Source organism: Solirubrobacter deserti (assembly GCF_027587175.1).
Lineage (GTDB): Bacteria > Actinomycetota > Thermoleophilia > Solirubrobacterales > Solirubrobacteraceae > Solirubrobacter > Solirubrobacter deserti.
In genome coordinates this window covers 30,775-43,404 of sequence record NZ_JAPCID010000061.1, presented here as the reverse complement: position 1 = coordinate 43,404, position 12,630 = coordinate 30,775, and the positions used below count along the sequence as shown (strand labels likewise).

The window sequence follows — 12,630 nt, the reverse complement described above, 5'->3', positions numbered from 1 at the left end:
GCCCGCCGCGCCGCGCTCGCCCCCGCCCGCCGCGCCGCGCTCGTCGCCGCCCGCCGCGCCGCGCTCGTCGCCGCTCGCCACGTCGCCCTCGTCCCCGCCGCGGTCGTCGTCGCCGCCCCCGTGCGCGCTCGCGGCGCTCTCGTCCTCCCCCGCCTTCTCGCTGTACCGGGCCGGCGGAGCACCGTCGGCGATCGCCGCCTCGAGGTCGAGCACGGCCTCCAGGGGCTCGGTGTCGACGTCCACGAGCGCGGCGCCGTCCTCCGCGGCGGCCTCGCTCTCGGCGACCACGAGCGCAACGGGCTGGCCCGCCCACACGATCTCCTCGCGTGCGAGCGGTTCGGCGGCGCGGCCGGAGCCGCCGGCCAGCGGCAGGTCCGCGTGGGTGAGCACGGCGACCACGCCGGGCACCTCCAGCGCCGCGCTGGTGTCGATCCCGAGCAGCCGCGCGTGCGCATCCGCCGCCAGCACCGGCCGGGCGTGCAGCAGCCCGTGCACCGGCATGTCGCCCACGTAGCGCGTCGCCCCGCGCACCTTCGCCTCGCCGTCCCGCCGGCGGCGCGCCGTCCCGATCATCGGCCGGACGTTACCGGCCGCGCGCGGCGGCCGGTTTCGGTCAGGCCAGGGTGAACTGCCCGCCGAGCTCGTCGAGGCGGGCGGCCTCGCGGGCGCGCTCCTGCGTCGACGCGGCGATCTCCTGGGTGGACGCGCTCGTCCGCTGCGCGGCGGCCGAGACCTGCTCGGTGGAGGCCGACGACTGCTCGGCGACTGCGGCGACGTCCGACAGCTCGGCGCCCATCGTCGCGGCCGTGCGCTCGACCGTCGCGATCGCGCTCGCGATCTGCTCGGCCTGGCGGTCCACCTCGCCGATCCCGTCACGGATGGCCTCGAACGCGCCCGCGGCCTCGCGGACGATCGCAACGCCGTCGTCCGAGCGGCGACGCCGGCCGCGGCGGTCTGCGCCTCCTCGGCCAGCGAGCGCACCTCGTCGGCGACGACCGCGAAGCCCTTGCCCTGCTCGCCCGCCCGCGCGACCTCGATGGCGGCGTTGAGCGCGAGCAGGTTCGTCTGCTCGGCGATCCCGCTGATCGTCGGCGATCCCGCCGATCACGAGCAGCGCAGCGAGGCCGATCAGCGGCGTGCGCAGCTGACCTTCAGCGTCTTCTTGCCGTCCAGGCCTTGCGCGCCGGAAACGAGACGGCCGGGCCGGACGGCGCGGTCACGAACGCGCAGCCGCTGTCGAGCACCTTGACCGCGTGCGTCTGCTTGTCCAGCGCGGCGAGCGTGACGTCGACGCCGGCGACCCGATGGCCTTGCCACCGCGCCGGATCGGCGCCGGTAGCTGGTCATCATCACGCCCGTGCGGAGGGACATCGCCCCCGGTGCTCGACGGCTCAGTCATACGATTGAGGGAGCCGGTAGGTCTCGGCACCGTTGGTGAAGATCGCGCGCTCGCCGGCGATCTCAAGGACCAGCTCGAGGTCGCGCGGCTCGAATGCGCGAGGCGCGCGTGTGCCCGGGAGGTCGGTGCCGAACAGCAGCGCGGCCGGGTTGACGGCGACGATCTCGCGCAGCGTCCGCGCGATGTCGTGATCGGAAACGCCGAAACGCGTCGCCTTCACGCGCGCTCCCTGCTCGACGAGGCGCAGGGTCGCCGGCAGCGCCGCCTCCGGGCCGCCGAGGTGGTCGAGGACGAGCCGCACGCCCGGGAGCGGCGGAAGCTCGCGCGCGTCGCCGTAGATCTCCAGGTGCCAGCCCGCCAGCGCCTCGAAGCGGCGCGCGAGGTTCAACAGGTCCGGCGGCGCGGTGCCGCGCGCGAAGTTCGCGCGGAACGCACGCACCCCCGCGTCCGTCAATCGCAACACCTCTTCATCCGAGATGTCCGGCGGCACCTGTGCGACGCCCACGAACGTCGGGCCGAGCCGCTGCAACGCGTCGATGAGGTATGTCTGGTCGTAGGCCTGGAACGAGCCGGACACCACGGTTCCACCGTCCGCGGTCAAGCGCGCGCGGTAGTCGTCGACCGTGAACGGCTCCGGCAGGTAGCCCTGGTTCGGGACCAGCGGGAAGCGCGGATCGATGACGTGGAAGTGCGCGTCGAAGATCCGCACTTAAGGAAGCGTTGCAGGTGGCCGAAGCAGAATGGAGTGGTTCGTATGACCCAGCTTCGACTCGCCCAACGCCGTCTCTCCTCCCGTTCGCTCGCGATCGGTCAGACCGCGCTCGCCGCGCTGGCCGCCTGGTACCTGAGCGTCTGGCTGCTCCCCGACCCGCAGCCCGTGTTCGCCTGCATCGCGACCGTGGTCGCGATCGGCGCCACGCACGGCCAGCACCGCCAGCGCGCACTTCAGCTCGCCACCGGCGTCGTGCTCGGCCTGTCGCTCGCGGCCGTGCTCGTACACCTGATCGGCACCGGCCCGTGGCAGCTCGCGCTGCTGATCGTGGTCGCGATGTCGATCGCCGTGCTCTTCAACGGCTCCGATCTCGTGATCGGCGAGGCCGCCGTCTCGGCGATGCTCCTGCTCATGATCGGCGGCACCAGCGCGCCGAACCGCATCTTCGAGGCGCTGATCGGCGGCCTCGTGGCGCTGGCGGTCGCCGTGGTGTTCCCGCCCAACGCGATCCTGCACGTCGGCCGCGCCGGCCAGGCCGTGATGGGCGCCCTCGGGCAGGCGCTCGAGCGCGTCGCCGCCGCGCTGGCCGCGGGCGACGTCGACCGTGCGGAAGCGGCCTTGGTGCAGGCGCGCGCGATCGATCCCCTGCTGGATGAGCTCGACGACGCGCTGGAGACCGGCCGCGAAACCGTGCGGGTCGCGCCGACGCGCTTCGGCGAGCGCGAGCCGGTGGAGCGCTACGGCCGCGCCTACGAGCAGCTCGACCTGGCCGTGCGCAACACGCGCGTGCTCGCCCGCCACGCGCTGCGGGCGCTGCGCGCCGGGACCGCGCCGGCGGGCGCCGCGGCGCCGGTCACGGAGCTCGCCCGCTCGGTGTGGGAGCTCGCCGCCGCGTTCGACGAGCCGGCGCGCGCCGCCGGCGCGCGCGCCGCGGCCGCTCGGGCCGCCGCGGGCGCCGGGCACGACGCGCTCGGTGAGAGCGTCCGCTCCACCGCCGTCGACCTGATGCGCGCCGCCGAGCTCGTCGCCGGCATGCCGGACGAGCTACCGACCGAGGAGATCCTGCTCGCGACGGTCCGCGACCACGCGCACGTCGACGTCCGGGAGCGCTCTGAGGATGCGCATGAGCTGCGGCTCCGCGAAGCGGCCGAGGCCGCGGCGCGGGCCGGGCGGGCCGACGAGGACGTACGTCGTTCCCCGCTCACGGGCGACGCGCTCGAGGACCGCGACCTCGTCCGCGCCCTCGTCGACGAGCAGGTGCGCGCCGACCATCGCCGCGAGCCGGCGCAGCGCCTCCAGTCGGGCACGCTCGTCCGCTGAGGCGGCGGCCTCCGGGTCGCGGACGAGCAGCACGTCGAGCACCGCGTTCAGGCGTTGCGCCGAGCGCGCGGCCCGTCGGACGACGCGCTCACCCGCCTCGTCGAGGGTGACGAACGCGAGCAGGCGCTCCGCGATCGGCGGCGCGTCGGGCCGCCGCGCCTCGACGGTCTCCGCGACCTGCCGCAGCGCCACCTCCCGCAACGCCCGGAGGTTCTCGACGCGGAAGAACCCGTTGAGCGCCGCCGGCACGCGCGCGGGCGGGTAGACCTTGCCGTCCTGGAGGCGCGTGACCAGGTCCTCGGGCGGCAGGTCGATCAGCACGACCTCGTCGGCCTTGGCCAGCTCCTCGTCCGGCACGGTCTCACGCACGCGCACGCCCGTGAGCTCGGCCACCTGGTCGTTGAGCGACTCCAGGTGCTGCACGTTGACGGTGGAGTAGACGTCGATCCCGGCGCGGCGGACGTCCGCGATGTCGTCGTAGCGTTTGGGGTGCTCGACGCCGGGCGTGTTCGTGTGCGCGAGCTCGTCGATCAGGCACAGCTCGGGGGCGCGCCGGAGGATGCCGGGCAGGTCCATCTCCTCCAGCGTCACGCCGCGGTAGGGCACGCGCCGGCGCGGCAGCTGCTCGAGGCCCTCGGCGGCGCGCTGGGTCTCGGCGCGGCCGTGCGTCTCCAGCAGGCCGACCACGACGTCCCGGCCCGCTTCGGCCTGCGCCTGGGCTTCCGCCAGCATCCGGTAGGTCTTCCCGACCCCCGCCGCCATGCCCAGGAAGATCTTGTAGTGACCCGCCATTACCCTCAGCGTGTCATGAGTGACCGCCCGCGCGTGCTCGTCGTCGACGACGAGCCCCAGATCCTGCGCGCCCTGCGCATCATCCTGCGCGAGGCGGGTTTCGAGGTCCTGCAGGCCGCGACCGCCGAGGAAGCGCTGGACGTGGCGGCCCTGAAGCCCCCGGCGGCCGCGATCGTGGACCTCGTGCTGCCCGACCGCGACGGCGTCGAGGTGACGCGCGAGCTGCGCTCGTGGTCCTCGATGCCGATCCTCGTGCTGAGCGCGATCGGCGAGGAGGACGAGAAGGTCCGTGCGCTGGCGGCGGGCGCCGACGACTACGTCACCAAGCCGTTCGGCCCGCGCGAGCTGGTGGCACGGCTGCAGGCCGCCTTGCGCCGCGCCGCCCCGGGCACGTCCGAGCCCGTCATCGAGGCCGACGGCCTGCGCCTGGACCTCGCCGCCCATACCGTGACCGTCGACGGTCTTGGCGTCCACCTCACCCCGATCGAGTTCAACCTGCTGCGCGTGCTCGCGACCAACCGCGGCCGGCTGCTCACCCACCGCGCGCTGCTCGTCGACGGCTGGGGCCCGGAGTACGCCGACGACGTCCAGGTCCTGCGCGTCCACATGTCCAACCTGCGCCGCAAGATCGGCGCGGAGTACCTCCACACCGACCCGGGCGTCGGCTACCGCTTCGCGGCCTAATCCACCAGCAGGCCCGCGTTCCGGAGACCGCGCAGGACCTCCGTGGCGAGCTCCTGCGCCTTCGCTTCGGCGTCGTCCGTGTCGGGATCGACCTTGACGCTGAGCCGATAACCCTCGTACTTGGTCTCCAGATGGGTCTTCCACGAGAACGGGAAGCCCTTCGTCATCCCGGCCGCGAACCGGTTCGAGTCCAGCTCGTTGTCCGGGTCCTGCAGCAGCCCGGCCCCGATGCGCGCATGCGGCGGCCGGAAGTCGTACGCGTGCCCCACGGGCGCCGCGAACAGCCACACCGCCCGGTCCGCGGGCATCGTCGGGTGCTTGAACGTGACGTAGCGCTGGATGTAGCCGCGGCTCGCGCGAGAACGCCGCGTCGTCTTGCTCAGCTGCGCGTCGGGAATCGCGTCCCCGAGCAGCTCCGCGGCGCGATCGACCGCCACGCGGCCCCAGACCTCGAACTCGGCGTCCTCCACGCCCGCCATCCTATGGCCCGCCATGGTTCACCTGCGGATCGTCGCTCCCGCCGAGAAGGCCGCGCAGGTGCATGCGCGGCTGTGCTCGACCGAGTCGGCGATCAACGTGATCAAGGTGCAGGGCGCGTCCGCGAACCCGTCCGGAGACCTGATCATGTGCGACGTCGCGCGCGAGGACGCGAGCGTGATCATCAGCGAGCTGCGCGAGCTCGGCATCCATCACGAGGGGTCGATCGCGCTCAGCCCGACGGACATCGTGTCCGACTACGCGGAGGCGGCGGAGAAGCACGCGCCCGGGTCGCCGGCCGACGCGGTGATCTGGGAGGAGCTCGACCAGCGCACGAGCGAGAGCATCGAGCTCAGCGCCGTGTTCCTGCTGTACATGGTGCTGGCGTCGATCATCGCGGCGATCGGCATCTTCCTCGACAGCCCGATCCTGGTCGTGGGCGCGATGGTGGTCGGGCCCGAGTTCGGGCCGGTCGCGGGCCTGTGCGTCGCGCTCGTGCAGCTCCGCGGGCAGCTGGCGCGCCGGTCGGCGCTGGCGCTGGCGATCGGGTTCCCGCTCGCGATCGCGGCCACGATCGCCGCGACGCTGCTGTTCGACGCGTTCAACATCGTCCCGGACGCGTTCAACACGGACGACCACGCGCTGTCGAAGAGCATCTCCAGCCCGGACGCGTTCGCCTTCATCGTCGCGCTGTGTGCCGGCGCCGCCGGGATGCTCAGTCTCAGCACCGCGAAGTCCGGCGCGCTGATCGGCGTGCTGATCTCGGTCACGACGATCCCCGCCGCGGCGAACATTGGAATCGCCGCGGCCTACGGCGACTGGGACACGTTCGCGGGGTCGACCGGCCAGCTGGCGGTCAACCTGGCCGCGATCCTCGTCGCGGGCACCGCCACGCTGTACGTGCAGCGGCTGCTGTACCTACGTCGGAAGCGTCTGCGGGACGGGTAGCTCGACCACGAACGACGTCGCCTGGTCGGGGAGCGACTCCACCCACACGCGGCCGCCGTTGGCCTCGACGAAGCCGCGCACGATCGCGAGTCCGAGGCCGGAGCCGCGCGAGCCGGACCGGTAGAACGGCTCGAAGATGCGCTCCTGGTGGGCCTTGGGGATGCCCGGGCCGCGGTCGACGACCCGGATCAGGATGCGACCGCCGACGTCGCGCGCCCGCACCGAGATGGGATGGCCGCCGGAGTAGCGGTGCGCGTTCTCGAACAGGTTCGCGAATGCGCGCTCCAGCTGAGCGGCGTCGGCGCGGACGGGCGGCAGGTCGTCGTCGAGCGCGAGCTTGAACTGGCCGTCGGGGACCTGCGCGGCCGCGGCGGACAGCACCTCCTCGATCGAGGACCACGCGGGGCGGGCCTCGGCGGCGCCCGCCTCCAGCCGCGAGAGGTCGAGCAGGTTGTCGATCAGGCGGCTGAGCCGCGTCGCCTCCTCGGTGATGCCCTCGGCCAGCTCCACCCGCTCCTCGGCCGAGACGCGCAGTGCCTCGGCGGACGTCAGGATCGCGGTCAGGGGCGAACGCAGGTCGTGCGAGACCGACCGCAGCAGCGCGGTCTTGATCACGTCGCTGCGCCGCAGCGCGGCCGTCTCGACGGCGTCGGCCATCAGCGCGTCCCGCTCCAGTGCCGCCGCCAGAAGCGCCTCGAGCGCCGGCACGATCCGCGTCTGGATGCGCCGCAGCACCGGCTCGGGCGCGTCCACGGTGAGCGTCCCGATCTGGCGCGGCCCTTCCCGCAGCGGGAACGTGCCGTCCACCGCCTGGGCGACGATCGAGGCGCTGCGCGTGCCGAACGCCCGCGCCAGTCGCTCGCCGACAGCGGGGAGCGTCTCCTCCAGCCGCCCGCCGCGCAGCAGCAGGCGCGCCATCTCCGCGCTCAGGTCCGCCTCCTGGCGCCGCTGCTCGGCCTCGACCGTGCGCCGCCGCGCCAGCTCGGTCAGCGACGAGGCGAGCACCGCCGCGGCGAAGAACACGGCCAGCGCGACCCAGTTCTCCCCGCCCGTGATGGCCAGCCGGCCCGTCGGCGGGATGTGGAAGAAGTTGAACGCGAGCGCGCTGGCGAGCGCCGTCCCCAGACCCAGCCAAACGCCCCACGCGCTCGCGACCGCGAGCACGACGACCAGGTACACGACGCCGAGCGAGACGACCGGCGCGACGTCGCGCAGCGCGTAGAGGACGAGCGTGGTCGCCGCCACGCCCAGCGCCGCGAGCGCGACGCCGAGCGCCAGCGGCGGGCGGCGCGTCAGCCCCAAACTTCCTCGGCCGTCTCGACCACGAGCCGCAGCTTCGCGATCTCCTGCTCGACCGTGAGCGCGTTGCCCTCGACCGTCGAGGAGAACCCACACTGGGGCGAGAGGCACAGCTGGTCGACGTCGACGAACTGCGACGCCTCCTCGATCCGGCGCTTGAGCTCATCCTTGGACTCGAGCTCGCCCGTCTTGGTCGTCACCAGCCCGAGCACGACGACCTTGCCCTTGGGCACGAACCGCAGCGGCTCGAAGCCGCCCGAGCGCGCGTCGTCCCACTCCATGAAGAACCCGTCCACGGCCAGCTCGTTGAACAGCGCCTCGGCGACGAAGTCGTAGCCGCCCTCGGCGACCCACGAGGAGCGGAAGTTGCCGCGGCACATGTGGGTGGTGATCGCCATCCCCTCCGGGCGGCGAGAAAGCGCCTCGTTGATGTGGCGGATGTAGGACTCGTGCAGGTGCTCGGCGTCGTCGCCCTTGGCGGCCATCTCGGCCCGCTGATTCGGGTCGTTCAGGTAGGCGAGCGACGTGTCGTCGAACTGCAGGTAGCGGCAGCCGAGGTCGGCCATGGCCTGCACCTGGTCGGCGTAGGCGGCTGTCAGGTCGCTCCAGAACTGGTCCATGTCCGGGTACACGGACTCCTCGATCGCGGCGCGGCCGCCGCGGTAGTGGACCATGCTCGGCGACGGGATGGTGAGCTTGGGCGTCGCGCTCGTGACGCAGCTCTGCAGGAACTCGAAGTGGTCGGCGAAGATCGGCTTCTCGAGCGTGATCTTGTCGTCCACGTGCATCGCGGCGGGCGTCCACTCGATGTCGCCCTCGGCGTTGTGGAACTTGACCTTCAGCTGGCCCGGCGTCTTCTGCACGCCGCCGAGCGAGTAGATGAAGTCCATGTGCCAGGTCGCGCGGCGGAACTCGCCGTCCGTGGCCGACCGCAGCCCGACGTCCTCCTGCAGCTTCACCGCGTCGCGGATGGCGGCGTCCTCCACCCCGCGCAACGCTTCGGCGTCGATCTTCTGCGCGGCGAAATCCTCGCGCGCCTTCAGCAGTTCCGGCGGGCGCAGCAGGCTGCCGACGTGGTCGGCGCGGTAGGGCGGCGTCTCACGACTGGACATGGGCTGCACGGTATCTAAGGTCCGGCCGATGGAGTTCGCACCGCTGCAGCTGCTGCCGATGGTGGTCGTCGCCGTCATGTACTGGCTGCGCAACCACCGCGTGCACACGCCCGCGTGGCGCCAGTGGTGCTTCTACGGCGGCCTGGCGCTGATGGCGGTCACGCTGTCCAGCCCCCTGGCGACCATGAGCGAGGAGCTCTTCTGGGCGCACATGCTCGAGCACCTGCTGATCGCGGACCTCGGCGCGCTGCTGATCGTGCTCGGCCTCACCGGCCCGGTGCTGGCCCCGCTGCTGCGCGCGATCCCGTGGCTGCGCGCGTTCGGGCACCCGGTGGTCGCGCTCGTGGCCTGGACGGCCAACTTCTACGTCTGGCACCTGCCGGCGCTCTATCAGGGCGCGGTCAGCAATGACACCGTGCACGCGCTCCAGCACATGCTGTTCGTGAGCTTCGGCATCGCGATGTGGATGGCGCTGCTGGGCCCGCTGCCCAAGCCCGGATGGTTCGGCAACGGCTGGAAGATCGGCTACATCGTCGCGATCCGGCTGATCCAGAGCGTGCTCGCCAACGCGCTGTTCTGGTCCAGCGGCGTGCTCTATCCCCAGTACGCGCGCGGCCAGGCCGAATGGGGCATCAGCGCCGCCAACGACCAGAGCGCGGCCGGGGCGATCATGATGATCGAGGGGTCGGTGATCACGATCCTGCTGTTCGGCTGGTTGTTCCTGAAGGCCGCGCGCGAGAGCGAGGAGCGGCAGGAGCTGGCCGAGCTCGCGGACCGGCTGGGCGTGGAGATGGCCCCCGAGCGGATCGCGCGTGCCGTCGCCGCAGGGCGCGGGGCGGCGCTGCGTGAGCGGATCACGTCATCCGCACGCCAGGGCTGAGCGCGTAGGGGTGCAGCGCGGAGCTTTCGCTGAGCGAAAGTAGATTGCGGCACCCCCCACCGACGCGCCGCTTCGAACGCGGCGTCAGTTCCAGGCGAGGTTCGAGCGGAGCTTCCAATAGGCCGAACTCTCTTCCGTGAGCCCCGGCTCGTCCTCCGGCGGCGTCTCCAACGCCCGCAGGTTCGAGCGCAGCACGTCGATCGACGCGGCACCGCTCAGCACCACGTCCGCCCAGGGCTGCGCCAGCGCCACCGCCAGCGCCTGCGCGTCCCGCGCCGCCAAGCGCCCGTTCGCCAGGCCCTCCTTGACGATCACCTTCAGCCCGGAGCGCGCGAGCGCGTCGCCGGCAGCCCGCTCGTGCAGGTTCCAGGTCGCCTGCACGGCGCTGAAGATGTTCAGCGCCACCGCGCGGTCGATCGTCTCGGCCTGGCTCGTGCCGCTCACGCTCACGCCGAGCGGGACGTCCGCCTCGACCATGGCGCTCAGCACCGCGTCGTTCTCCAGCACGCCCGACTCCGGGGTCGCCGAGTGGATCTGGTAGAGATCCAGCCAGTCGCCGAGGTTCTCACGCGTCTCGGAAAGCTGACGGCGGAACGTGTCGACATCGTGGTGCTTGACCTCGGGCGGCTGCTTGGCCACCTCCCAGTCCGCCGTGTAGACGTAGCCCCACTTGGAGGACACGGTCACGCCCTCGGGCCGGCGCGAGCGCAGCCACTGCCCCAGGAACTCCTCGCCCCGGCCGTAGGAACGGGCGGTGTCGAAGTCCCGGATCCCCGCCTCGTAGGCGAAGTCGAGCACCTCGTGCGCGCGCCGGCGCAGCGCCTCGACGGACTTGTCCTCCCCCAGCTCGGAGCCGTGGCCGATGTTCAGATATCCGGGGCGGCCGAGCGACGCCAGTCCGAGTCCTAGCCGAGCCATTGGCCTCAACCTAGCGCTCGCGCCATACTGGACCTGTGTCCTCTGTCGACGACCTTCTGGCCGACGCCCCGCTGGGGGCGGCGGTCGCCGCGCTCGCCGAGCGCAATCGCCATCACCTGGAGCAGATGACCGATGCGGAGCGCCAGGACGCGCTCTCGCATTGGCACGACCTCGCGGTCGCGGTGCTCACCGCCGCGGGCGCTGCCGTCGGAGGTGGTGAAGGCGTCGCGAGCGAGAACCAGGGCCGTGCCGTGATCGTCCTCGAGGACGCCGGCGGCGACGAGGTCGCCGTCCACGCCAGCTTCTGGCCCCAGCTCGAGGACCTCGGCGGCGAGGTGCTCGTCACGCCCGCCCAGGCGGCCGCGCTGGAGCTGCTGGAGGCGATGACCGGCGGCGAGGACGAAGAGGTCTGAGCGCGTAGGCGCCGGCCACCGCGAGGAGGGCCAGCATCCCGACGTTGTGGGCGTACTTGGCGCCGGCCGGCGTCTCGCCCACGACGGGGAAGTAGGTGAACGCGAGCGCGCCGCGGCTGAGCAGCGCGCCCACGGCCAGCGCGGCCGCGCTGCGCAGGTCCCATTCGCGCCGCGCGACCCAAACGCCGGCGGCCGCCGCGACCACCAGCGCACCCGCGGTTCCGGCCCAGGTGGCGGGCATGAGCGCGTGCGCCGTGGCCGCGAGCAAGCCCACCGCGAGCGCGGTGCGCGCCCGAGGCGTGCCGGCTCCGCGGGCCCTGCCGGCGCGTGCGGCGCCAGCGACGAGCACCCCGATCAGCGCGAGCGTCGCCACCAGTTCGGGCAGCGTCGCGTGGCCGGAATCGGCGACGATCGCGGCCGCCACCAGCGCCCACAGCAGCGTCGCGGCCACCACGCCGCCGCGGCCCAGCCAGCCGGTGCGCGCGATCGACGGCACCATCGCCTCCACGAGCGCGATCGGCGCGCAGAAGCTGTAGACGACATGGCCGAGGACGAAGCCCTGCGCCATGTACGCGCTGACGCCGAGCGGCTCGATCGCCGTCGCGCGAAACGACGCCTCCCAGCCGCGCACCTCGCCGTAGCGCTCGGCGAACAGGGACTGGTCGAGCAGGCCGGCCTGCACCAGCCCGGCGGCAGCGGACAGCAGCACGATCGCCGGCCAGCCGCGGCCGGTCCGGCGCGCGTACTCCCGGATCAGCAGCGCCGGGCAGCCGTAGAGCGCCGCGAAGAAGACGAGGTTCCCGAGCAGCGCGAGCGGCCGGCCCGTGGTGTCGTTGTAGGCCGCCAACAGCTCCGCGCCGACGGCCGCGGCGATCAGGAGCGAGACGATGGCGAAGGCGCGCTGCACGACGGCGATGATCGGGCGCGCGGGCGCGCCGCACATCCGCCCTCGGTCCACCGCGACCCCTGCTTCGGTCTACCTTCCGTGTAACGAATCCCGGCCAGGCAAGACTGTAAGGACGAATATGTTTGGCATTGGCACGAAGACCCGCATGGTGGAGCCCGACCAGGCCCTGAAGGGCCGGTCCGAGCCGCTCCCCACCCCCGAGACGCATTTCGTCCTGGGCACACCGCTCAAGCCGCCGTTCCCCGAGCAGATGCAGACCGCCGTGGTCGGCATGGGCTGCTACTGGGGCGCCGAGCGCACGTTCTGGCAGACGCCGGGCGTCTACACCACCGCCGTCGGCTACGCCGGCGGCTACACCCCCAACCCCACCTACAACGAGGTCTGCACCGCCAAGACCGGCCACACCGAGGCCGTCCTGGTCGTGTTCGACCCCGACCAGATCGGCTACGAGGAGATCCTCAAGGTCTTCTGGGAGAACCACGACCCGACCCAGGGCATGCGCCAGGGCAACGACGTGGGCACCCAGTACCGCTCCGCGATCTACACCACGACGCCCGAGCAGGCGGAGATCGCGGCCGCGACCAAGGCCGCCTTCGAGGAGCGCCTGAAGGCCGCCGGCTACGGCGACATCACGACCGAGATCGCCCCGCTGGACACCTTCTACTACGAGTCCGACGACATCCACCAGCAGTACCTGGCCAAGGTGCCGAACGGCTACTGCGGCCTCGGGGGCACTGGCGTCAGCTGCCCCGTCGGCCTCAGTGCGTAA

Annotated in this window: 13 protein-coding genes and 3 pseudogenes; 6 read left to right on the top strand and 10 right to left on the bottom strand. The window is 72.6% G+C overall.

Features of this window, described 5'->3' with window-relative positions:
• The 4 genes and pseudogenes from OJ962_RS29385 to OJ962_RS29370 all read right to left on the bottom strand — a co-directional run.
• Positions 1 to 573: pseudogene (locus tag OJ962_RS29385) on the bottom strand (xanthine dehydrogenase family protein molybdopterin-binding subunit); the annotation flags it as partial.
• 40 nt (positions 574 to 613) lie between these two features.
• Positions 614 to 859: a hypothetical protein gene (locus OJ962_RS29380; protein WP_270006791.1), complete on the bottom strand. Its 246-nt coding sequence runs from the start codon at positions 857 to 859 to the stop codon at positions 614 to 616.
• Between the two features lie 106 nt (positions 860 to 965).
• Positions 966 to 1,086, bottom strand: a pseudogene (locus OJ962_RS29375) (methyl-accepting chemotaxis protein); the annotation flags it as partial.
• A gap of 305 nt (positions 1,087 to 1,391) precedes the next feature.
• A complete protein-coding gene (locus OJ962_RS29370; protein ID WP_202954058.1) occupies positions 1,392 to 2,108 on the bottom strand; it encodes an amidohydrolase family protein in 717 nt (238 codons plus the stop codon).
• A 45-nt stretch (positions 2,109 to 2,153) separates the two neighbouring features.
• Between OJ962_RS29370 and OJ962_RS29365 the strand changes: the two are divergent.
• Positions 2,154 to 2,591: pseudogene (locus OJ962_RS29365) on the top strand (FUSC family protein); the annotation flags it as partial.
• 564 nt (positions 2,592 to 3,155) lie between these two features.
• On the opposite strand, the gene OJ962_RS29360 reads toward OJ962_RS29365, so the two are convergent.
• Positions 3,156 to 4,223, bottom strand: coding sequence for a histidine kinase (locus OJ962_RS29360; protein WP_202954057.1), 1,068 nt, complete (start codon positions 4,221 to 4,223; stop codon positions 3,156 to 3,158).
• Positions 4,224 to 4,238: 15 nt separating this feature from the next.
• On the opposite strand from OJ962_RS29360, the gene OJ962_RS29355 reads away from it, so the two are divergent.
• Positions 4,239 to 4,907 (top strand): response regulator transcription factor, encoded by a 669-nt coding sequence (locus OJ962_RS29355; RefSeq protein WP_202954056.1) that lies wholly within the window; start codon positions 4,239 to 4,241, stop codon positions 4,905 to 4,907.
• On the opposite strand, the gene OJ962_RS29350 is transcribed toward OJ962_RS29355, so the two are convergent.
• The gene (locus OJ962_RS29350) at positions 4,904 to 5,377 is read right to left on the bottom strand and encodes a hypothetical protein (RefSeq protein WP_202954055.1); all 474 of its coding nucleotides are present in this window, start codon (positions 5,375 to 5,377) and stop codon (positions 4,904 to 4,906) included. The two genes, OJ962_RS29355 and OJ962_RS29350, sit on opposite strands and share 4 nt — an antisense overlap.
• 22 nt (positions 5,378 to 5,399) lie before the next feature.
• On the opposite strand from OJ962_RS29350, the gene OJ962_RS29345 reads away from it, so the two are divergent.
• Positions 5,400 to 6,332 carry a TIGR00341 family protein gene (locus tag OJ962_RS29345; RefSeq protein WP_202954054.1) on the top strand — a complete coding sequence of 311 codons (933 nt, stop codon included), beginning with the start codon at positions 5,400 to 5,402 and terminating at the stop codon, positions 6,330 to 6,332.
• On the opposite strand, the gene OJ962_RS29340 is transcribed toward OJ962_RS29345, so the two are convergent.
• Together OJ962_RS29340 and OJ962_RS29335 are read right to left on the bottom strand one after the other, a co-directional pair.
• Positions 6,303 to 7,634, bottom strand: coding sequence for a sensor histidine kinase (locus OJ962_RS29340; protein WP_202954053.1), 1,332 nt, complete (start codon positions 7,632 to 7,634; stop codon positions 6,303 to 6,305). The two genes, OJ962_RS29345 and OJ962_RS29340, sit on opposite strands and share 30 nt — an antisense overlap.
• Positions 7,625 to 8,743, bottom strand: coding sequence for a 5-methyltetrahydropteroyltriglutamate--homocysteine S-methyltransferase (locus tag OJ962_RS29335; RefSeq protein ID WP_202954052.1), 1,119 nt, complete (start codon positions 8,741 to 8,743; stop codon positions 7,625 to 7,627). The genes OJ962_RS29340 and OJ962_RS29335 overlap by 10 nt, the downstream gene beginning before the upstream one ends.
• Before the next feature lie 28 nt (positions 8,744 to 8,771).
• On the opposite strand from OJ962_RS29335, the gene OJ962_RS29330 reads away from it, so the two are divergent.
• The gene (locus tag OJ962_RS29330; protein ID WP_202954051.1) at positions 8,772 to 9,623 is read left to right on the top strand and encodes a cytochrome c oxidase assembly protein; all 852 of its coding nucleotides are present in this window, start codon (positions 8,772 to 8,774) and stop codon (positions 9,621 to 9,623) included.
• Positions 9,624 to 9,707: 84 nt separating this feature from the next.
• Here OJ962_RS29330 and OJ962_RS29325 read toward each other — a convergent pair whose 3' ends face one another.
• On the bottom strand, positions 9,708 to 10,541 hold the full coding sequence (locus tag OJ962_RS29325; protein WP_202954050.1) for an aldo/keto reductase: 834 nt from the start codon (positions 10,539 to 10,541) through the stop codon (positions 9,708 to 9,710).
• Between the two features lie 35 nt (positions 10,542 to 10,576).
• Between OJ962_RS29325 and OJ962_RS29320 the strand changes: the two genes are divergently transcribed.
• Positions 10,577 to 10,954: a hypothetical protein gene (locus tag OJ962_RS29320; protein WP_202954049.1), complete on the top strand. Its 378-nt coding sequence runs from the start codon at positions 10,577 to 10,579 to the stop codon at positions 10,952 to 10,954.
• Here the strand turns inward: OJ962_RS29320 and OJ962_RS29315 are convergent.
• Complete coding sequence (locus tag OJ962_RS29315) at positions 10,884 to 11,912, bottom strand: hypothetical protein (RefSeq protein WP_202954048.1); 1,029 nt, start codon at positions 11,910 to 11,912, stop codon at positions 10,884 to 10,886. The genes OJ962_RS29320 and OJ962_RS29315 overlap by 71 nt on opposite strands.
• A gap of 67 nt (positions 11,913 to 11,979) precedes the next feature.
• Here OJ962_RS29315 and msrA point away from each other — a divergent pair, with 67 nt between their 5' ends.
• Positions 11,980 to 12,630: a peptide-methionine (S)-S-oxide reductase MsrA gene (gene msrA / locus OJ962_RS29310; RefSeq protein ID WP_202954047.1), complete on the top strand. Its 651-nt coding sequence runs from the start codon at positions 11,980 to 11,982 to the stop codon at positions 12,628 to 12,630.